The sequence below is a fragment of the Stenotrophomonas sp. STEN083 genome (genome assembly GCF_056759195.1).
Map to the genome: position 1 here is coordinate 22,380 of NZ_JBRRCU010000035.1, position 21,125 is coordinate 43,504.

Below are 21,125 nucleotides of genomic sequence, written 5' to 3' on the forward strand. Positions count from 1 at the left end.
TCCTTGCTGCACCCTCCTCCTCATTCCAGCCATAGAGCCATGCATCCGAAAATCCAAGCCATCACCGATCGCATCCGCCAGCGCAGCGCCCCGTCGCGCGCGGCTTATCTGGCCGGGATTGACGCCGCACTGCGCGAAGGCCCGTTCCGCTCACGTCTGAGCTGCGGCAACCTGGCCCATGCCTATGCAGCTTGCGGGCCAACCGACAAGGACCGTCTGCGCGGCGACGTGACGCCCAACCTGGGCATCATCACTTCGTACAACGACATGCTGTCGGCGCACCAGCCGTTCGAGAACTACCCGGAGCTGATCCGCGACGCTGCCCGCGAGCTGGGCGCGACCGCGCAGGTAGCCGGTGCCGTGCCTGCGATGTGCGACGGCGTTACCCAGGGCCGTGGCGGCATGGAGCTGTCGCTGTTCTCGCGCGACGTGATTGCCCAGGCAACGGCGATTGGCCTCAGCCATGACATGTTCGACGCAACCATCTATCTGGGCGTATGCGACAAGATCGTGCCGGGCCTGCTCATCGGCGCCCTCGCCTTTGGCCACCTGCCGGCGGTATTCGTACCGGCCGGGCCGATGACCCCGGGCATTCCGAACAAAAAGAAGGCCGAAGTACGCGAGCGCTATGCCGCCGGCGAAGCCAGCCGCGAAGAACTGTTGGAAGCCGAGTCGGCCTCGTACCACGGCCCGGGCACCTGCACCTTCTACGGCACCGCCAATTCCAACCAGGTATTGCTCGAAGCAATGGGCGTGCAGCTGCCTGGCGCCTCGTTCGTCAACCCGGAGCTGCCGCTGCGAGATGCCCTTACCCGCGCCGCCACTGCGCGCGCGTTGGAAATCAGCGCACTGGGCAATGACTTCCGACCGTTCGGCCGCGTGATCGACGAGCGCGCCATCGTCAACGCCGTGGTCGCACTGATGGCCACTGGCGGCTCCACCAACCACACCATCCACTGGATCGCAGTCGCGCGTGCCGCCGGCATCGTGTTGACCTGGGACGACATGGATGAGCTGTCGCAGATCGTGCCGCTGCTGGCCCGCGTCTACCCCAACGGCGAAGCCGACGTGAACCGCTTTGCGGCGGCCGGCGGCCCGGGCTTCGTATTCCGCGAGCTGATGGACGCCGGCCTGATGCATGCCGATGCGACCACGATTGCCGAGGGTGGCATGCGCGCCTTCGCGCAGGAACCGCGCCTCACTGACGGTAAGGTCAGCTATGTGCCCGCCGCTGAACGCAGCGGTGACGAAGAAGTAGTGCGTCCTGCCTCCAATCCGTTCGAGGCCCAGGGCGGCCTGCGCCTGCTGCGCGGCAATATCGGCCGCTCGTTGATCAAGCTGTCGGCAGTAAAGCCGCAATACCGCACCATCGAAGCACCGGCCGTGGTCGTGGACGCACCGCAGATCCTCAACAAACTGCATGCCGCTGGCGTCCTGCCGCAGGACTTCGTCGCCGTGGTCCGCTATCAGGGCCCGCGCTCCAACGGCATGCCGGAACTGCATTCGCTGGCACCGCTGCTGGGCCTGTTGCAGAACCAGGGCAGGCGCGTGGCGCTGGTCACCGATGGCCGTTTGTCCGGCGCCTCCGGCAAGATCCCGGCCGCCATCCACGTCACTCCGGAGGCAGCACGCGGCGGCCCCATCGCACGCATCCGCGAGGGCGACATCATTCGCCTGGACGGTGAAGCCGGCACCCTGGAAGTTCTGGTCGATGCCGCCGAGTGGGCCGCACGCGGCATTGCCGCCAACACCGCACCGGCAGGCTCGGACATGGGCCGCAACCTGTTCGCGATGAATCGCCGCATTGTTGGCCCGGCTGATCAGGGCGCGATCTCGATTTCCTGTGGCCCGGCCCGTCCGGACGGCAGCCTGTGGGACTACGACGCCGAATACGAACTCGGCCACGACCACGCCGCTGCCGCCGCCCCGCACGAAGCCAACGACGCCTGAGATTCGCGGGTCTGGATTAGAGCTTCGCGAACACGTTATCAATGAGGACACCATGAGCATTGCCCAATATCAGGACCGCGCCGAGCAGCTGCTGAGCGCCGCTGGCATCCTGCCGGTCGTTACCGTACACACCCTCGATCAGGCGCGCGCCGTCAGCGCCGCCCTGCTCGAAGGTGGCCTGCCCGCTATTGAACTGACCCTGCGCACGCCGGTGGCAATGGAAGCGCTGGCCATGCTCAAGCGCGAGCTGCCGGATGTGGTGGTCGGTGCCGGCACCGTACTGACCGTCGAGCAGATGCAGCGCTCGATCGATGCAGGTGCCGACTTCATTGTCACCCCGGGTACGCCTGCGCATATGGCCGATGCCCTGGCCGCCGCGCCGCTGCCGGTGGTTCCGGGTGCCGCTTCACCGACCGAACTGCTGGAACTGGTTGCGCGCGGCTTCCGCATCTGCAAGTTGTTCCCGGCCACCGCCGTTGGCGGCCTGGCGATGATCAAGGGCGTTGCAGGCCCGATTCCGGAACTCAAGCTGTGCCCGACCGGCGGCATCACCGAAGCAACTGCAGGCGAGTACCTGTCGCAGAAGAACGTGGTCTGCATCGGCGGCTCGTGGATGGTTCAGGACAGCTGGATCCGCAACGGCCAATGGGATGAAGTGAAGAAGTCCGCCGCCGCTGCCGCTGCCATCGTCAAGCAGGCCCGTGCTGGCTGACGGAAGGCAGCTTCTTTTGTAGGAGCGGCGTAAGCCGCGAAGCCGACAGCATCGAAATTACCTGCATCCACTTCCCAAGGTTCCGACCAGGAAGCGGGTGCCGTTCTACGAATGATCTGCACGCAGCATAAGCTTCGCGGCTCACGCCGCTCCTACAAGCAATCCCACTGAATGCCCCTGCCGAGCATGGCTCGGCACTACTTCTTTGCTCCCAACCGTTGGCCGCAAGCCAACGGGAGCATGGTGGTCTCTTTTTCTCAGATCCGACGGAAGTTCTTCCTCTCCCTCTCGTCGACTGGCCTGCGCCTCGGTATTCGAGGCGCAGTTTTTATCGCTCAGCGCTTGCTGCGCTCATTGCGGCGTAGCTCGGCAGGAATCTCGATCTCGACCTTGGCCGGCAGGCTGCCGATATACAGCTCATTGCCTAGCCACTGTGCCGGTTCGCCATTGATCGTCGCTCCACCCGGCGTGCCTTCATAAGGCCATTGCAGCAACAACCCCGCCGCAGGCAAACGCAGCCCTTCCAACACCTGCAAGGTCAGCTGCTTATCACTGCGCTGCAGCGTGTAGCTCAACATGCCGTGCGAGGTATTCAAGTCGTCGATGGCGATGCCCTTACCGGTCAGCCAGGCACTGGGCACACCCGCAGCCAACACGATCGGGCCGTCGACATCACGCTCATAGGCGAACATGTCCAAGGCCGAGCGAACGAAATCCGACGCCACCCAGGCATGCGGTAGGTCGCCGACAAAAAACGGCTGTCGCGGCGTCGAGGACACCACTTCGGCCCATTGATTCCATGCCGGCGGCGCACGGTCCTTGAAGAAGAACTCGGTGGCTTCCCAGGCCCGCGCGCGCCAACCCAGACGCACAAAAGCGCTTACGTTGCGCCACTCGTATGGCGTGTAGTCCTTCCATTGGCGCTTGCCATCACGCCGCTCGACGAAGTGCTGCCAATAGCGCTCGAAGGTATTGTCCAAGGCAGGCTGCGGCAACCTGCCCTGCTCGCCTCCCGGCGCAAGGGCAATCGTGGTCGAGGTGGCATCGAAGTCACCCAATTCCACCGAGCCGGGCAGATAGTCGATCTTGTGCGTCGCCATTGCCGCGCGCAGCGATTCGTCCAGATCCTGGCGGAACTGATCGCGCGACGCGGCCATGGTCAGCGCTTCGGTTTCCAAGCCCAAGGCTGTCGCCATATCGGCTGCGTCCTTGTAGCCGCGCAGGGCCCAGAAGTTGTCCCAGTACGAATGCACCGGCTTGGCCGAATAACCTTCGTGACTGATTGATGCCGGCATCATGCCGTAGAAGCCGGCGTTGCGCGCACGGTTCTCCTCGGTGCGCTCGCTCAGCCGCAGCTGCTCCATGTAGTTCCATGCCGATTGCACATGCGGCCACATCTGCTGCAGGAAAGCAGCGTCACCGGTATGTCGCCAGTACTCGGCGATGGTGTAGATCAGTTCGCCGTGGCTGTCGTTCTCCGGCACCGGATCGCTGCCACGTGCATCCACGCAGCACGGCACCATACCGCTTTCAAACTGATACGGCGCATACCAGTCAACGTACTGGCGCACTGCATCGGCGCGCCCCATCCGCAACAAGCCCTCCGAGATCATTGCGCCGTCACGGATCCAACTGCGTGCATAGGAACGCGTGCCCGGCTGCAGGCTCGGCCCAACCCGCGAGATCAGCATATGTGCGAGCGCGGTGCGCAGCGTATTGGCCAGCGGCTGGCCAGCCTCAGGCACGCGCAGCTTGAGCTGATCGAGCTTTTGCCGCCACATCGTCGCGACCTGTTGCTGCGCTTTGTCCGCATCGAACTTGGCCGGCATCTGCCAGTTGCCGGTCTGCGGCAGCACCAGCACTACTTCGCGGCGTTGGCCCGGCTCCAGTTTCCAGTTGTAGACCAAAGCGCCCGAAGCCAAGCCGGTGGCGTCGCGCACCTCCTGCGTGGTCGGCAAGTCCTTGTCAGCCAGATGGGTCACATCCAGCTTGCTGTCGAAGCTGCTGGCGAAACTGGCATCAGCCGCTGAGGTGGCATAGACCCGCGGCTTGCCATTGACGCTGATCTGCGCGCCCTGCACGGCCAGATTGTCGATGCGACTGACGCCGCCGACGGTGTTGAGGAACTGGCTGGGCGGATTGACCTGGAACGGCCGCACCGCAAGCGCCAGACGATACTCGTGCGCGACCTTGTCGGTATTGCGCAGCTCGTAGCGCGCCACCAGTTGAGCCTGCTCGGGCCGGCCCTGCACGAAACCGCTCACGTTCAAACCCAACTGATCGTGCTGCCAAGCCACCGACGGCATCGGCAGATAACCGTCCTGCAAACTCTGGCTGGACTTCACCTCGGCCCAACCAAGCACCTTGCCATCGAGCACCACAAACGGCTCGATACTGAAGCCACCCTTCATCGCTTCCAGTGCGCCGTCCTCGCTGATCAGGGCCTGCTCGCGGCCACCGTCCAGACCGAGGATGGTCCAGTAAGGTTGCTCGCCACTGAAGCCACGCGGCAAGGAGCCGCGCGGCAGATCGGCAGCGACAGAACGGATGAAATCATTCGGGGTATTGGCAAACGACAAGGGCTTGAGGCTGATATCACGGATTCCATAGCGCCAGTTGGGCCCGTCGACCAGATCGAAGCGCAGGTAACGCGCCTCGGTTTCCGGCAATGCCAACCAATCCTTGCCGCCGCTGCCACTGGTGACTTCACGCAGCGTCTTCCAGTCACGCCCATCGGCGGATCCACGCACCACGTACCGACTTGCCTCCAGCCCGGGCGCCCATTGCACAACCGCGCCGCCGAACTCACGCACCTTGCCCAGATCCAGGCTGACCGTCTGCTGCTTGATCCCGCCGCTGATCCACAAGGTATCCGGCTTGCCGTCGGCGATGCGCTGCTGCAAGGCGGTCGCTGTATCGGCGATCACCGTAGTGGTCAATGCCGAGTTGTCTTCCTTTGGCAGGGGCTGCAGGGTCAGCTGATCGAAGCAGACCGTACCGCGGCCACCGACCTTGCTGTAAATGGTGAACTCCACTGCCGCACTACGACGCAGTGTCTTGTCCTGGTCCGGACCCCAGGCTTTTTCGATATGCCGCTTGCGGTAGCTGATGCGGGTCCAGTTCTTCGGAAAACTGAAACCCGGACGATTGACCCACCAGACATTGTCGCCACTGGCATCGACCAGTTTGAACTGCAAGTCGTTGGCCGGCGAATCACCGCGCAGGTCGAAGGAAAGCTGGTAGTTCTCAGGCCAGGTCACATCCAGCGGACGGCGAATGCCGACATAGCCGGATACCTCATGGAAGTCGTAGTCCAGACACAATGCGCGCCCGCTGTTGCCGGCTACCGGACGCAGCGAACCGCTGACCTGCGGCGAGGTGATCAGCTGCCACGCGCCAATGTCGTCGAACTTGGCGAGCACGGCCGCTCCGGCCGGTTGCACCCACGCCAGCAACAAGCTCAGCAGACCGATAACAAAACGCATATTCATCAGTAAAGTCCCGATTTACCACCAGCAAAACCTGCTGGATTTTCGCAAAGATCACCGCCATCCGCGGCGGTATGTTTCGTATGGAAGTGCAGCACCGCAGCCCGCTTGCGGATCACGGCGAATCAGCCCTTGACGCTGCCCAGCAGCAGGCCCTGGATGTAGTAGCGCTGCAACACCAGGAACAACAACAACACAGGAAGCACGGTCACCACCGCACCAGCCATCATCATCTCCACATCCATGATGTGCTCGCGCGACAAACTGGCCAGTGCCACCGGCAAGGTGTAGTGCTCCTGGTCGGTCAGCACGATCAACGGCCACATGAAATCGTTCCATGCACCCATGAAGGTGAAGATCGCCAAGGTCACCAGCACCGGCTTGAGCATCGGCAACACGATCTGGAAGAAGATCCGCGCCTCGCTGGCACCATCGATACGCGCCGCCTCCAGCAGCTCATCGGGAATCGAACGCGCGTACTGACGCACCAGAAAAATGCCGAACACGCTGGCTAGGGCCGGAATCACAACACCGCCGAAAGTATTCACCAATCCCATCTGCTTCATCAGCAGGAACAGCGGCAGCATCGCTACCTGCGCCGGAATGACCAGCGCGGCCAGCAGCATCTGGAACAGCCGCTCGCGGCCAGCAAAACGCAGTTTGGCAAAGGCATACCCGGCCAAGGTGTTGAACAGCAGCGAGCCCAAAGTGATCGCAACCGACACCAGCAAGCTGTTGACGAAGTTGTTGCCCATACCGGTGCGGGCAAACAAAGCCTGGTAGTTGGCCAGTGTGGTGTGCGCTGGCAGCAACGGCGGGGGGAACTGCGATGCCTGCCCGCTCGGCATGAACGACACCGACAGCATCCACGCCAACGGCGCCAGGCTGATCACCGCCAACAATAACAGCCCACCATTCACCCACCACGCATGCCAACGTGACTGACCAATCTCTCGCCCGGCACCAACGCGACTCATACCGGCCTCGCTCATACCAGCTCCCTGCGCTTGCCGAAGCGCAACATCAGCGTAGTCACCGCCAGGATGATCAGGAACAACAGGAAGGCCACGGCCGAGGCGCGCCCCAGGTTCCACCACTTGAAGCCTTCCTCGAACATGAAGTACAGCACGCTCACGGTACTTTGCAGCGGATCGCCACGGGTCATCACATAGGGCTCGGCAAACAACTGGAAGTAACCGGAAACGGTGATCACGCCAACGACCAGCAGCACCGGCCCCAGCATCGGCAAGGTGATATGCAGGAACTGCTGCCAGCGCGAAGCGCCGTCAATGCGCGCCGCCTCGTACAAGTCCTTGGGAATCGCCTGCAGACCGGCCAGGAAGATCACCATGTTGTAGCCGAAGTTCTTCCATACCGCGAAACCGATGATGGTCGGCATCGCCCAGTTCGGGTCGCCGAGCCAGTCAATCGGATTGATGCCGACCTGCCCCAGCCCCCAGTTCACCAGCCCATAGCGGGTGTGGAACAGATAGCGCCAGATCACCGCCACCGCCACCAGCGTGGTCACCACTGGTGCGAACAAAGCAGTGCGGAACAGCGCCTTGAAGCGTGAGGCCGGTGCGTTGAGCAACAGCGCCGCACCCAACGAAACACCTATCGACAAGGGCACGCCGGCCACCACGAAGTACGCGGTATTGCCCAGCGACTTCCAGAACATCGGCGTCTGCAGCAGGTCGATGTAATTACCAAGGCCGGCGAAGCGCAGGTTGTGCGGGTCAGCCAAGGCATAAAGATCGAAGTCGGTCAGGCTCAAGGCCAGCGCCGACAACACCGGCAAGCCAAAGAACACTCCGATCACGATCAGTGCTGGTGCGGCGAAGATCCAGCCAGCCAGCGAGCCGCGCTTCATGGCGCCGCCTTCGCAGCTGCGTCAGCCTGCTGCTCGGCGATCCAACGGCGCTTGGCAAGGATGTCATCCACCTGCTGATCCAACTGTTCGACCGCCTTGTCCTGCGGCAAGCCGCCGCGCACCACCTGCTCGGTCACCACCCGCATCTGCTGGGCGATGCGCTCCCACTCCAACACCTTTGGCGTGGGTTTGACGCGCTCCAGCTGGTCGGCAAATGCAGCCGTCAACGGATCGTCATGCAACTCCGGCGACTGCCAGGCGCTGCGCCGCGGCGGCAGGTCACCAATGATCTTGTAGAAGCGCTGCTGGATGGCAGGACGCGACAGGAACTCGATCAGTTTCCATGCCGCTTCTTTCTTCTGCGAAGAACGGAACACCACCAGACTGGTGCCACCGGCAATGCCGGCGCCCAAACCGTCAGGACCGGGCAGCGGCGTTGCGCCCCACTCGCCCTCCAGCGAGGGCGGTTGACGCTGGCGGAACTCGCGGATATTCCATGGGCCCGAGAGGTAGAACGCGGTGAAGCCGCGGAAGAATTCATCCCAGACATTGGAGATCTGGGTCTCGGACATTTTCGGCGCCCAGCCCTGCTCGAACATATTGTCGTAGAAGGCCAGCGTGCGACGGAAACCGGGACTGCGGAAGTTGCCGCGGGTATCGCCACCGCGCAGCAGGGAATCATCCTGCTGCAGCGCGAACGACAGCTGTGGCTCGAACTCGTTCAAGGGCATCAGCACCGGATAACCACGCGTGCCCATGATCTTCTTCAGCGCCGCGTTCATCTGCTCCCATTCGGCCCAGGTCTTCGGTGGCTGCGTGTAGCCGGCCTGGCGCAGCAGGTCCTTGCGATAGAACAGCAGGCGCGTGTCCACGTACCACGGAATACCAACCAACTGACCATCGACGACATTGGTGTCCCAGATGCCGGCGAAGTAGTCGGACTGATCGATGACGGTGGACGTATCGACCAGTGGCTGCAGTGGCGTCAACGACTGCAATGTGGCGAATTCGGCAATCCAGGTATTGCCGAGCTGGCAGACATCGGGCAGTCCGTCGGCGGCATACGCCGTCAACAGTTTCTCGTGCGCAGCCGTCCACGGAATGTTCTGCACATCCACACGGATGCCCGGGTTTTCCGCCTCGAACTCACGAACCAGCTCGCCAACCACCTCAGCCTCGCGGCCCATCGCCCAGAATCGCAAGGTGGTGCCCTGCTCCGGCTTGGCGCAGCCTGCGAGCAACAACAGCAACAGCATGGTCAGCGCGCGCTTCATTGGCCGCGCATCACTGCTTCTTGGCCGCAGGCGCAGCCGGCTTCTCGCTGGCTGCCTTCTGCTCGGCCGCTGCCGAAGCGCGCGACTCGGCAATTCCTGCTGCCCGCGCAGAAGCGGCCTGTTCATCCTTCTGCAGCGGCTGGAAGCTGTCTTCCGGCGCCAACCAGCCGCCGGTGAAGCCCGCCCGCTCCAAGCCCTTGCGGATATAAGGGTTCTTCTTCATCACTTCCCACACGAACTCATCGCGGTAGTTGGCGATACCGGCGAGGATCGGACCCTGATCAATGGCGATGTAATCGCTGGCCACCCAGCCGCGCTCGGGAATCAAACGCCCGGTCTTGAGCGGAATGTCGTAGCTGAAGCTCGGGTTGAACGAATCCAGGAAGCCATAGCTCGAATAGAGGTAATCGCCGTAACGCTTGTGCATCTCCACCGTGGCCGGGATCACTACCTCCGGCGCAAACGGCAGCGAGGAGATCGCTGCCGAAGGCACGATGGTGCCGTCATCGAAGTTCTCGCGCAGGCCTGCGCCACGTGCAGAGTAGTGGCGGAACTGGCGTTGCTCACCCTTGTAGTCCTGAGTGGTGTTCTGCGGGCCATCGCCTGCGGTCAAACCCCAGACATTGGCGCTGTAGTCCTTCCACTGCATCGGGTTCTCAATCGCATACTCGCGTTGCGCCAAGGTGGCGCGGCGGCTATTGAGAAAGTAGTCGATGCCGCGCTCGCGCATGTACGGGTCCTGGATATCGCGGAAGTCGATCCAGACATGGCTGTACTGATGGCCAAACAAGGGCCCGAACGACAGGTATTCCTGCCCTTGGTACACGCCCCAATCGTTGTCATAGGTGCGTGTCCACACCGTCCACGCGTCGGGCTCGACCGGATGCGTCGGCGAACCCAGGGCCAGTATGTACAGCATCATCGCTTCGTTGTAGCCCATCCAGTCGTGCTGGATGAAACCGCTCTCCGGGAACCAGCCCATCGATACCAGCGGCTTGTTGCGCTGTAGCCACTGCCAGTCCGTGCGCTTGTAGATCGTGTCGGCAATCTGCCGGATCTCCTTTTCACGCGGATCGTCCTGGTCGTAATAACTCTGTGCAAACAGCACGCCCATCAACAACAGCGCGGTATCTACGCTGGAGAGTTCCACCCAGCTGTCATAGCGGCGCCCCTGCTGCATGTCGAGGAAGTGGTAGTAGAAGCCCTTGTAGGCACCCTTGCCGGTGCGCTGCGGACCGCTGGGCAGGTCACGGAAGAACTTCAACGTGACCAGGGTGCGCTCTACCGCTTGGTTGCGACTTACCCAGCCGTTCTCGATGCCGATCGGATAGGACGTCAGCGCAAACCCCACCGAAGCGATGCTGGCAAACGGCCGCGACGGATAGCGGTCCGGCGTCAGCCCGTTCTGCTCGTTGGTGGTGTCCCAGAAGAACTGGAAGGTGCGTCGCTCGATGTCGTCGAACAGCGGTGGCAGTTCGGGCTTCATCGGCCGCGGCGGCAGATCCGCCTCGATCAGGATCACCTGCGGCAATACCTTCGGCATCGGCGGCTCCGGCGCCTTGCCACAGCCTCCCAACAACGCCAGCCCGATACCGGCGAGAACACAGGCCAACAACTGCGGAGTACGTGACTTGCTCAAGGCGACATCCATCTCGAAAACATAGCACCACATTCACGTGGCTAAAGTATGCTGCATATAGGAAACGTCCCGGCCGGGCAAATGCCGGCCGGGACGGTGACGCTTACCAGTCCAGACCAAACGACAGCTTGAAGGTGCGGGTGACGTACTGGTCCCAACTATTGACCACGCCGGTGTTCCAGTTGATGCCGTAGCCGCCCCAGTTGGTCCAGTTGAAGACATTGATGATGTCGGCACGGACCTTGAGCTTCAGGTCGGTGCCGGTATCCCAGGTCTTGGTCAACGACATGTCGAACTGCTTGAACGCACTACCACTCGCTTCCCAGCTGTGTGGGCGCTCGTAGCCGCCGTAGGCGTCGGTTCCGTCTATATCCCAGCGCTTGATCTTGCTTGCCAGGGTCAGCTTGCCGGACGCGCTCATGCCCCACGGCAGATCGGTGAAGCCGCTGACCACCAGGCGATGCTTCGGTGCCCAGGCACCGTCGAACCAGCCACCCTGCTGGAAGTACCAGCCATAAACCGGATCCTTCTCATGGATGTTCTGCTTGGCATCGGTCAAAGTGTAGGCAACGTTGAGGTTCCAAGGACTCTCTGCCGTATACGGCTTGTCCAGGCTCAGCAGCAATGCGGTGTTCTTTGACTCGAAGCCATTGGTCGCCACGATCAGCGAGCCAAGGCCCGGCAGGCCCGGTGCGTTCCATGGGCTACCGTTGGGGGCAAAAACGCCACCATCGGCATAGCGATTGCCGCGCGAGATCAACAGGCCATCCTTGTAACGGGTGTGCTGGATGGTGGCTGAGCTGTTCCAATCCTGGCCAATCAAGTTGAAGCTGCTGCGGATGCCCAGGCTGAACTGGTCGGAGTACGGCGTCTTCAACTTGTTGTCGAACATCCACACTTCGCGACCAGCTTCGGTCGAATCGATCAGCGACATCAGGTAGTCACGATCAAGCAGTTGTGGGCTCCACTCCAGGCAGTCACCGCCAACCACGCAGGCATGGCCCGGCGAGTTGATCTTGAAGCGACGGGTCGGGAAGGTCGCCTTGCTGCGTTCCAGCTGCAGGTAGTCGAACAGATTGCGGTCATAGGAGCGACCGACACCGCCGAACAGCACCAGCCGCTCATCGCCGCTCAGGTCATAGGAGAAACCAAGGCGTGGCTGGATGGCGTTCTTGAACGGCTTGCGATTATTGCCGGTGCTGATGTAACGATTGACGTCGATGCCGCCCAGGGCCAGCGTCTGCGCATAGGTCTGTCCAGCCGCAGCGCTGGGGTCCTGGCTGGCCAGCGAGGCCAGCACATCCGGCGCCGTGGCAAAGTCCAGATAAGACGGGGTCTTCTCGTAATCCCAACGCAGGCCCAGGTTCAAGGTCAGGCGATCGGTGACATCCCAGTCGTCCTGGATGTAGATGCCGAACTGCTTGTTCTTGGAAGTGACCGAGCCACCGTCAGTGCCGCCAGCCGGGCTACCGAAGCGCACGAAGTACGGAATGACGCCGCCCTGGTTGATGTCGTAGTAGAACTGCGGGTTGTAGGGCTGCTGCTCGATGGTGTCGAGATCAACCTGCTTGTATTTCACGCCGAACTTGAGCGTATGCCCTTCCCAACCGAAGAAGGTGGTGTCGTTCTGGAACGACCAACCCTTCTGCCCCTTGTCCTGCAGGCCGCCTTCACCAGCTCCGATGCGGTAGATCTGCTTGCCATCATCGCCGCTGCCATCGGTCAGCACCGCACCATTGCCGAAGTTCACCGGTGCCTTAGTCCAGAAGGCCTTCTCGTAGGTCAGGTGCGAGTCGCTGAGCCAGTTGGTGCTGGAGTACTGCCAGCGCAGGTCGTAGCGGTCCTCGGTCACACCGGTATCGGTGCCGTAGCTGCTTGCGCTCTGCCCGCCGACATTGCCGATCTCGCTTTCTTCGCGGCGCTTGTAGGTGAACTCGAGCAGATTGGCGTCGTTCACCGACCAATCCAGCTTGCCGAAGTACAGATCTTCCTTGAACGGCGTTGCGGTGGCACCGAGCTGATCACGCCAGGCCTGTGGCAGATCGCTGGGCAGGCGCCCTTCGCCCGGCTTCAGGTCCTGTGGCGCGTTGTATTCCTTGGCTTCATAGGTGACGAAGAAGTGTGCCTTGTCCTGCACGATCGGGCCGCCGAAGCTGCCGCCATACTGCTTCTCACCGGAGCGGGTCTTGCCGACACCGTTCTTCTCGCTCTCACGCGGTTCGCGCCAATCCTGATTGGTGTAATCCCAGAAGAACGAACCCTTGAATTCATTGGTACCGGACTTGGTCACCGCGGTCACCGCAGCGGAACTGATCTGGTCGTACTCGGCCTTGTAGTTCGAGGTGATGACCTTGTACTCGCCGATGGCCAGCTGCGGGAACGGATTACCACGGCTTGCATCCTGGCCGGTGATGCCGCCCTGGGTGACATAGTTTTTCTGGCCCACGCCATCGATGTAGACGTTGACGTTGTTGGCGCTCTGCACACCGCCGCGCAGCTTGGTCGAGCCATTGGCTGGGTTCTGTTCGAACGCCATGCCAGGCACGGTGTCAGCGAACGCCAGGAAGTTGCGCGTGCCCTGCGGCAAGGCCTGGATCTGCTGCGGTGTGATGTAGGTGGCGATTTCCGATGTCTTGGTCTCGATCGGCGCCTGCGCCGTTACTTGTACCGCATCCAGCGTGGTTGCCGAACCACCACCGGCTTCAGCTACACCACCCACACCCAGGTTCACGGTCGCGGTTTGGCCCACGGCCACGGTTATGTTCTGGCTGCTGCGCTTGCCGCCAGCAGCGACGTCCACCTTGTAGGTGCCCGGCGGCAGGCCGGCCAACGAATAGCTGCCGTTACCGGTGCTCTGCACGCTGCGGCTCAAGCCGGTAGCGATATTGGTAGCGGTGATCTGGGCTTGCGCGGCGGGGGCCGAGTCAGCCATCACCTGGCCACGGATGGTTGCGCTGGTGCTCTGCGCGAACGCAGGCGCCGCACCCAACAACAGACAAGCGGCAAGCGCGCTGCTGAGCAGCTTGCGTGCCGGGGATTTCCGAGCATTGTGATTCATTCTTTACCTCTCCCGAAGCGGCGGCAAAGGCCGCAAGGAACGTGTATGTGAGTAGCCGTCCCGGTCTATCGCCGGGTCAAAGGAAGTCGCAGGCGGTGGTTGAGTCACGCACCACCAAGGTCGGAACCAGCGTTACAGCAGGCGTTTCCTGCGCCTCACCGCTATCGATCATCTGCACCAATTGCAGCATCGCCCGCTCGCCCAACTCGGCGATGCTGACCTGCATCGTTGTCAAAGCAGGGTGAACAAAGCGCGCCAAGGGAATGTCATCGAAGCCTGCCAGTGCCACTTGTGCAGGCACTTTTATGCCTGCCTGCGAGAATGCGTACAGGCAACCCAAGGCCATCATGTCGTTGGCGGCGAACACCGCATCGGGCAGTTCAGAACCCGCCAACAGTGCCAATCCGGCCTGATGACCGGAGGCTTCATCGAAATTACCCGGTAGTTCGATCGCTTCGACCTTACCGTCGAATCCCGCCATTGCCTCACGGAAACCAAGCAGGCGCTGCTGCGCATCGTGGTTGTGTTCCGGTCCGCCGATAAAGGCGATACGGCGATGCCCGCCTTCAAGCAGATGTCGGGCCATGTTCAACGCACCGGCATGGTCATCAATGCTGAAAACCGGATAGCGCGCCTCGGCCAAAGGGGTATTGATCAATACCGTGGGCAGCGCAGGCGGCAGATTGTCGACCAGGAAATCGGAATCGCCTGCATAAGGCGACAGCACCAACAAACCATCAACGCGTCCGCGCATTGCCTGCAGCACCGAACCTTGTTGTTGCTGGTCGCCGTGATAGCTGGACACCAACAGATGCCGGCGATGGGCGCTGGCCACGCCGTCAATCCCTCGCATCAACTCAGAAAAGAACTCGCCGTACAGGTCGGGAAGCACCACACCGACTGTCTGGGTACTGCGACTACTCAGGCTGCGGGCCGCAGCGTGCGGGGTGTAGCGCAGCCGGTTGGCAACCTCCAGCACCAGCTTGCGGACCGGCGCGGCGACATTGTCATGGCCGTTGAGGGCACGCGACACGGTTGCGACGGAGACATTCGCCTCGCGGGCAACATCCTTGATCGTGATTGCCGACTTCGCCACTGGCCTACCCACCGCAGTACAGGGTCGGGCGGACTGTAAACGTTTTCAATCGTATCTGTAAACAGTTCGTTAGCCCGATTTGACCCGCCTGGCCAACGTATGTCCCGACACTTCCCAAAGGAACCTTGCAGCGCCCCACCGCGTTCAGCGTGTCCCGCCCAGTTCCTGTGGCGTCAGAGCCTTGATGGACAGTGCGTGGATATCCGTCTCCATCATCTCGCCGAGCGCGGCGTACACCGCCCGGTGCCGGGCAAGCGGGGCCTTGCCAGCGAAAGCCTCGCTGACCACCATGACCTTGAAATGGCCGCGCCCGTCGCTGGCACCGGCATGGCCGGCGTGGCGATGACTGTCATCCTTCACTTCCAACTGCAAGGGTGCAAAAGCAGCCTGCAGGGCGGACTGGATCCGTTCGACCCGACTCATGGCAGCACCTTGCGGAACGGGCGCACTTCCACGCGTGTATAGACGCCTGCAGCCACATACGGATCAGCATCGGCCCAGGCCCTCGCTGCAGCTAGGTCTTCGAAGCTGGCGATCACCACGCTGCCACTGAAACCGGCCGGGCCTGGATCTTCCGCGTCAACCGCAGGACAGGGGCCCGCCAAAAGCAGTCGCCCCTGGTCAAGCAATGTCTGCAGCCGTGCCAGGTGCGCTGCCCGCGCCTGCAACCGCGCCGCCAGCACATCCGCACCGTCATAGCCTTCAATTACGTACCACACTGGCCTTTCTCCGCTTGTCTGCTGAATGGAAGGATGCCAAGTCTAGCGTCACAAGGCTGGACAGCGCCCTGCCCGGGCGATTACTCTTTAGTCCATTGCACGCAGTCGGCCAGTAGCCGCTCGGTGCGGTGGCAGGCCCAGACCTCCACCCAACCACCGCAGCACATCACTTCCCGGACCGCGTAGACGACCTCCTCGTAATGACGTCCCCGCTGATCGTGCGGCGCGTCTTGTTGTTCATATGTGGAAGCGCGCAGAACAAGCGCGAGTAGCTCGTAATACAGGGCTGGAATCCTCCCGGGCGGGAACCTGGGATGTGCACAGCTCGCAATACCCCGAATGTCGACCTGATGACTTCCGAACTCGCGCACGACGCGAACCCGCCAGCGCAGCATCCCTTACCTCAGCAGCAGGAAATGCCGCTGGCGATGGTGCATGGCCAGCCGGTACTGCAGATCCCGCAGGATCTGTACATCCCGCCGGATGCTCTGGAAGTTATTCTCGACGCCTTCGAGGGCCCGCTGGATCTACTGCTTTACCTGATCCGTCGGCAGAACCTGGACATCCTTGATATCCCGGTCGCCGAGATCACCAAGCAGTACGTGGAATACATCAACGTCATGCAGGAGCTGCGCTTCGAATTGGCGGCCGAATACCTGGTGATGGCGGCGATTCTTGCTGAAGTGAAATCGCGCATGTTGTTGCCGCGCCCCCCCAGCATCGAAGGTGAAGAAGCGGATCCGCGCGCCGAACTGGTACGCCGCCTGCAGGAGTACGAACGTTTCAAGCAGGCCGCCGAGGATATCGACGACCTGCCCCGGCAGGACCGCGACACCAGTCTGGCGCACGCCTTCGTGCCGGAGCGGGTACTGGTCAAGGCACCGCCGCCGGTTGAGTTGAAGGAAATGCTGCTGGCGCTGCACGACGTACTCAAGCGCGCCGAGCTGTTCAGTGGTCACGCGATCAAACGCGAAGCACTGAGCGTGCGGCAGCGGATGGGCGATGTACTGAGCCTGTTGGAAGGCGACAAGTTCTACCGTTTTGAAAGTCTGTTCACCGCCGAAGAAGGCAAGCTCGGCGTTCTGGTCACCTTCCTCGCGGTATTGGAGCTGGCCAAGGAGCAACTGCTGGATCTTGTGCAGGAAGCACCGCTCGCCCCGATTTACGTGAAGTCCCTGGCCACCGGCAACACCAACGCACCGCTGCAGTTTTCCAGCGAGTTCGATGACGCTGACACCACCGCCTGAGCAACCGACCCAACGCATGGATCAAGCACTGATCAACCGCATTGTCGAAGGTGCCCTGCTTGCTTCCAGCCAGCCGGTCACCTTGGCGCAGCTGCAGGGCCTGTTCCCCGAGGATGCGCCGGCACCGCCGGGCAGCATCGAGCGGGCACTCGAACTGTTGCGCGAAGGCTGCGCAGAACGCGGCGTGGAACTGACGGAAGTGGCCTCAGGCTACCGCTACCAGATCACCAGCGAAGTACATGGCTGGGTGTCGCGGCTATGGACCGAACGCAAGACCCGCTACACCCGTGCCACCCTGGAAACCCTGGCCTTGATCGCCTACCGGCAGCCCATCACCCGTGGCGAGATCGAGCAGGTGCGCGGCGTGGCAGTGAGCAGCAACATCATTCAAGCGCTGGAAGAACGCGAGTGGATCCGGGTCATCGGCCATCGCGACGTGCCTGGCAAGCCGGCCCTGTTCGGCACCACCAAGGGCTTTCTGGATTACTTCGGGCTCAAGCGCCTGGACGAACTACCGCCGCTGTCCGAACTGCGTGACATCGGCGAGCTGGAACCGCAACTACCGCTGGATGGCGACGGCCAACCAGCTACTCCGCTGGCCGCTGGTGCCGCCTCGCCGCAAGGCCTGGATGCCGCCAACGACAGCGACCCAACACCCGCAGCTACGCCAGAATCCCCGGATTCGAACGCAGCCGCATCCAACACCGCCTTCACCGGCGAACCCGACGCCGCGCCGGGAGAGCGCGCGGCGGAAGTGGAACAAACTGAAAACAACGCCGTCGCGACGACGACCGTGGCTGTTGATGTAGCCGATTCCGAACCAGAGGCCGACGCGGAAAACGCCGGCCGGAGCCAAACAGATGAGTGACACCCCCCGTAAACCCTCGTTGAACAAGCTCTCGCTCAAGCGTGAAGCCGACACCGAACAGCAGCCCAAGCTCGAAGAGCGCCTGCACAAGGTACTGGCGCAGGCCGGCCTGGGCTCGCGCCGTGCGCTGGAACAGCGCATCGCCGACGGCCTGGTGAAGGTCAACGGCGAAGTTGCCAAGACCGGTATGTCGATCAAGAGCGGCGACAAGATCGACCTCGACGGCCGCAGCTTTGTCGCCAGCGCGCTGACCGACCCCTCGCGCGTGCTGATTTACAACAAGCCCGAAGGCGAAGTCACCACGCGTGACGATCCCGAAGGCCGCCCGACCGTATTCGAAGCGCTGCCGCCGCTGAAGGGCGCACGCTGGATCGCCATCGGCCGCCTCGACATCAACACCACCGGCTTGCTGCTGGCTACCACCGACGGTGAACTCGCCAACGCGATGATGCACCCGTCGTTCGAAGTCGAGCGCGAGTACGTGGTGCGCGTGCGTGCGCCGGAAGGCGAAGAGAAGGTCTCCGACGAAATCGTCGAGCGCCTCGGCCGTGGCGTGCTGCTGGAAGACGGCGGCGCCAAGTTCGACGAAGTCGAGCGCATTGGCGGCACCGATTCGCACGACTGGTTCCGCGTGGTCGTAAAAGAAGGCCGCAATCGCGAAGTACGCCGCCTGTGGGAATCGCAGGGCTGCCAGGTCAGCCGCCTGAAGCGCACCCGCTACGGCAAGATCGAGCTGCCGCGCGACCTGATGCGCGGCAAGTCGGTGGAACTGACGACCCAGCAGGTTGACGCACTGCGCGCCCAGTTGAAGCTGGAAGAAGGCACCCCGTCGGCACTGACGCTGCAGCCGGTGATCGGCCAGCGCAAGGCAGTCAAGACCACCCTGCGTGTGTCCCGCGAAGGCGGCCGCGGCAATGCCTACGTCAACGGCCACAACACCGCTGACGAAGGCCGCGAACTGCGCCGCTTCGACAACGTGCGCGAAGACCGCGGCGGCCGTGGCCGTGGCAACGGCGGCGGCTACAAGGGTGGCCTGACCGTCAGCGGCGAAGCCGCAGCCAAGCAGTCACAGAAGCCGTTCAAGCAGCGCAAGCCTGCCGGCGACCGCAGCCTGCCGGATGGCAACCCGGCTGCATTCCGCACCTGGTATGTGCCGGACGGTGTCAGCACCGGCCCGAGCGGCCACCGCAATGCGGGTCCGGGCGCAGCACGCGGCCCGGGCGGCAACCGTGGTCCGGGCCGTGGCCCAGCAGCCGACGGTCAGGCTCGCCCCTACGGCAAGCCGCGTCCGGGCGGCGCGCCGGGTGCAAGCCGTGGCGGCCCCGGTCAGGGTCGTCCGCAGGGTGCTGGCGGCCAGGGCGCAAGCCAGGGTCAAGGCCAGCGCAAGCATCCTTACGGCCATCCTGGCAATGCGCCGAGCTTCCCCTCCGATCACGCCACGCCGAGCTACAGCCCGTACGGCGCACGTCCGGCCGGCGGCCGCCCGAGTGGCGGCAACCGTGGTCCGGGTGGCCCGGGTGGTCGCCCGTCAGGTGGCCCGCGTCCGGGCGGTAACCGTCCCGGCGGCGCTGGCCGCCCGGGTGGCGGCGGTCGTCCCGGCGGCGGTGGCAACCGCGGTCCGCGCGGCGCCTGATTCACCCCGCAGCTGAGGCGCTTCACCGCGCACTACTGCAAGCAAACGCCCGGTGCGCTTCGCACCGGGCGTTTGCGTTTTTATCCCCCACATACAAACGACGGATGAACCAATAAAGGTAAAAATACCCAAAATGGACAATTTGGTATATTTTTCCTCTACGCAACCCGGATATCACCATGGATCTGTCCCTGAACCTGCTGGAATTGGAGAAGACGCCTGCCAGTGACGTCAAAGCCAAAGGCTGGCCAGACCTGATGCGCAAGGTCGCCAAGCTGGGGGCCGTGGTGGTCACCAACCACAACCATCCGCAGGCAGTAGTGGTCTCTGCCGAGGAGTATCAGCGTCTGGTAACGCAGGCTTCGGGCGCTTCTGTCGCAGCGCAGCGCGCACAGTCGCTCAAGCAGCTGCAGGCTGAGTTCGATGCACACCTAGCTGTGCTTGGTGAAGGCAATGCGCTCACCACGGCACTGAACCGCCCTGCCCGTCGCGGCTTGAAGATCACCCCGGGCAAGTCGCGCTGACCAATGGCGCGCATCCTGGTATTGGCCGGCGTCAATGGCGCCGGCAAGAGCTCCCTGCTGGGCATGATGCTGGCGCAAGATGGCGCGACCTGGTTCAACCCCGATGCCTTCACCCGGCAACTGGTCGAGCATGACTGGCCGCTGGCGGAAGCCAATGCAACCGCATGGCAGGAAGGCACCCGCCGCCTGCGCGAAGCGATGCAGGCCAATCGCGACTACGCGTTTGAAACAACACTTGGCGCCAATACCATTCCCAAGCTGTTGCGCGAAGCCTGCGAGCAACATGAGGTAATCATGTGGTTCTGCGGCCTGGAGAGCATCGAACTGCATCTGCAACGCGTGGCCGAACGGGTTGCGGCTGGCGGGCACGATATTCCCGAAGACAAGATCCGCCAGCGCTATGACAGCTCACGCCTCAACCTGATCGAACTATTGCCGCACCTGACCACGCTGCACGTCTATGACAACAGCCGCCCGCCGGATCACTACGGCCTGGTCGAGCCGTTGCTGGTGCTGGAAGTAGATAGGGGGCAGATTCTCTGCCCGGTCAGCCAGGAAGAGTTTGCGCAGGTGCCAGAATGGGCCAAGTCTGTGGTCTGGGCGGCGCTCAAGGCTTTTCCGGCTGCAAATGCAAAATGAGCCACAACGCCCGGAACTCGCCGCTACCAATAGTTGAACTGCACCACCCGGCTCTGTCTCCGACTTGAGTACTCAGTCCAGTTTCAAGGATCGGCGATAGCAACGCAGCCACACCGAGTGCATCGCAATCGCACGCCTGCCGGCACGCGAAAAGCCCCGCTCATCCGCCCCTGCGGGGCACCTTCTCCCGCAAGCGGGAGAAGGACGCAGCGCTCAAACATTGCTTCCAGCGTTGCTACTCCGGCGGCCCTTGCTTCGGCTTGCTTCGGCTCTGGCCATTGCTTCGGCTCCGGCCATTACTTCGGCTCTGGGCCTTGCTTCGGCTCTGTCCCTTGCTTCGGCGATGGCCCTGGCTTCGGCTCTGGCCATAACTTCGGCTGTGGCCCTTGCTTCGGCTCTGGCCCTTGC

At 62.7% G+C, this 21,125-nt stretch carries 16 protein-coding genes; 7 read left to right on the forward strand and 9 right to left on the reverse strand.

Features of this window, described 5'->3' with window-relative positions; genetic code table 11:
* The first annotated feature begins 39 nt into the window (after positions 1–39).
* Both edd and eda read left to right on the forward strand, forming a co-directional pair.
* Positions 40–1,950, forward strand: coding sequence for a phosphogluconate dehydratase (edd, locus tag ACVOK8_RS11785; protein ID WP_481566963.1), 1,911 nt, complete (start codon positions 40–42; stop codon positions 1,948–1,950).
* 52 nt (positions 1,951–2,002) lie between these two features.
* Positions 2,003–2,662: a bifunctional 4-hydroxy-2-oxoglutarate aldolase/2-dehydro-3-deoxy-phosphogluconate aldolase gene (gene eda, locus ACVOK8_RS11790; protein WP_481566964.1), complete on the forward strand. Its 660-nt coding sequence runs from the start codon at positions 2,003–2,005 to the stop codon at positions 2,660–2,662.
* 335 nt (positions 2,663–2,997) lie between these two features.
* Here eda and ACVOK8_RS11795 read toward each other — a convergent pair whose 3' ends face one another.
* The 9 genes from ACVOK8_RS11795 to ACVOK8_RS11835 all read right to left on the reverse strand — a co-directional run bounded on the left by ACVOK8_RS11795 (position 2,998) and on the right by ACVOK8_RS11835 (position 15,806).
* A complete protein-coding gene (locus ACVOK8_RS11795) occupies positions 2,998–6,147 on the reverse strand; it encodes a discoidin domain-containing protein (RefSeq protein ID WP_481566976.1) in 3,150 nt (1,049 codons plus the stop codon).
* A gap of 128 nt (positions 6,148–6,275) precedes the next feature.
* Positions 6,276–7,127 carry a carbohydrate ABC transporter permease gene (locus ACVOK8_RS11800; RefSeq protein WP_481566977.1) on the reverse strand — a complete coding sequence of 284 codons (852 nt, stop codon included), beginning with the start codon at positions 7,125–7,127 and terminating at the stop codon, positions 6,276–6,278.
* An 11-nt stretch (positions 7,128–7,138) separates the two neighbouring features.
* Positions 7,139–8,020, reverse strand: coding sequence for a carbohydrate ABC transporter permease (locus ACVOK8_RS11805; RefSeq protein ID WP_481566965.1), 882 nt, complete (start codon positions 8,018–8,020; stop codon positions 7,139–7,141).
* Positions 8,017–9,294 (reverse strand): sugar ABC transporter substrate-binding protein, encoded by a 1,278-nt coding sequence (locus ACVOK8_RS11810; RefSeq protein ID WP_481566966.1) that lies wholly within the window; start codon positions 9,292–9,294, stop codon positions 8,017–8,019. Before ACVOK8_RS11810 ends, ACVOK8_RS11805 begins: the two co-directional genes overlap by 4 nt.
* A gap of 10 nt (positions 9,295–9,304) precedes the next feature.
* Entirely contained in the window at positions 9,305–10,837 is a 1,533-nt protein-coding gene (locus tag ACVOK8_RS11815; protein WP_481566978.1) for a glucoamylase family protein, read from the reverse strand.
* A gap of 199 nt (positions 10,838–11,036) precedes the next feature.
* Positions 11,037–13,991, reverse strand: a complete 2,955-nt coding sequence (locus tag ACVOK8_RS11820; protein ID WP_481566967.1) for a TonB-dependent receptor — start codon at positions 13,989–13,991, stop codon at positions 11,037–11,039.
* A gap of 76 nt (positions 13,992–14,067) precedes the next feature.
* Positions 14,068–15,087 carry a LacI family DNA-binding transcriptional regulator gene (locus ACVOK8_RS11825; protein ID WP_481566968.1) on the reverse strand — a complete coding sequence of 340 codons (1,020 nt, stop codon included), beginning with the start codon at positions 15,085–15,087 and terminating at the stop codon, positions 14,068–14,070.
* 144 nt (positions 15,088–15,231) lie between these two features.
* On the reverse strand, positions 15,232–15,510 hold the full coding sequence (locus ACVOK8_RS11830) for a BolA family protein (protein WP_481566969.1): 279 nt from the start codon (positions 15,508–15,510) through the stop codon (positions 15,232–15,234).
* Positions 15,507–15,806, reverse strand: a complete 300-nt coding sequence (locus ACVOK8_RS11835) for a YciI family protein (RefSeq protein WP_481566970.1) — start codon at positions 15,804–15,806, stop codon at positions 15,507–15,509. The genes ACVOK8_RS11830 and ACVOK8_RS11835 overlap by 4 nt, the downstream gene beginning before the upstream one ends.
* 350 nt (positions 15,807–16,156) lie before the next feature.
* Between ACVOK8_RS11835 and ACVOK8_RS11840 the strand changes: the two genes are divergently transcribed.
* From ACVOK8_RS11840 to ACVOK8_RS11860, 5 genes are all read left to right on the forward strand, one after another.
* Positions 16,157–17,053, forward strand: a complete 897-nt coding sequence (locus tag ACVOK8_RS11840) for a segregation and condensation protein A (RefSeq protein ID WP_481512123.1) — start codon at positions 16,157–16,159, stop codon at positions 17,051–17,053.
* A gap of 16 nt (positions 17,054–17,069) precedes the next feature.
* Positions 17,070–17,921, forward strand: coding sequence for an SMC-Scp complex subunit ScpB (scpB, locus tag ACVOK8_RS11845; protein ID WP_481566971.1), 852 nt, complete (start codon positions 17,070–17,072; stop codon positions 17,919–17,921).
* The gene (locus ACVOK8_RS11850; protein ID WP_481566972.1) at positions 17,914–19,554 is read left to right on the forward strand and encodes a pseudouridine synthase; all 1,641 of its coding nucleotides are present in this window, start codon (positions 17,914–17,916) and stop codon (positions 19,552–19,554) included. Before scpB ends, ACVOK8_RS11850 begins: the two co-directional genes overlap by 8 nt.
* 179 nt (positions 19,555–19,733) lie before the next feature.
* Entirely contained in the window at positions 19,734–20,078 is a 345-nt protein-coding gene (locus ACVOK8_RS11855) for a type II toxin-antitoxin system prevent-host-death family antitoxin (protein WP_481566973.1), read from the forward strand.
* Between the two features lie 3 nt (positions 20,079–20,081).
* On the forward strand, positions 20,082–20,717 hold the full coding sequence (locus tag ACVOK8_RS11860) for an ATPase (protein ID WP_481566975.1): 636 nt from the start codon (positions 20,082–20,084) through the stop codon (positions 20,715–20,717).
* The last annotated feature ends 408 nt before the right edge of the window (positions 20,718–21,125 follow it).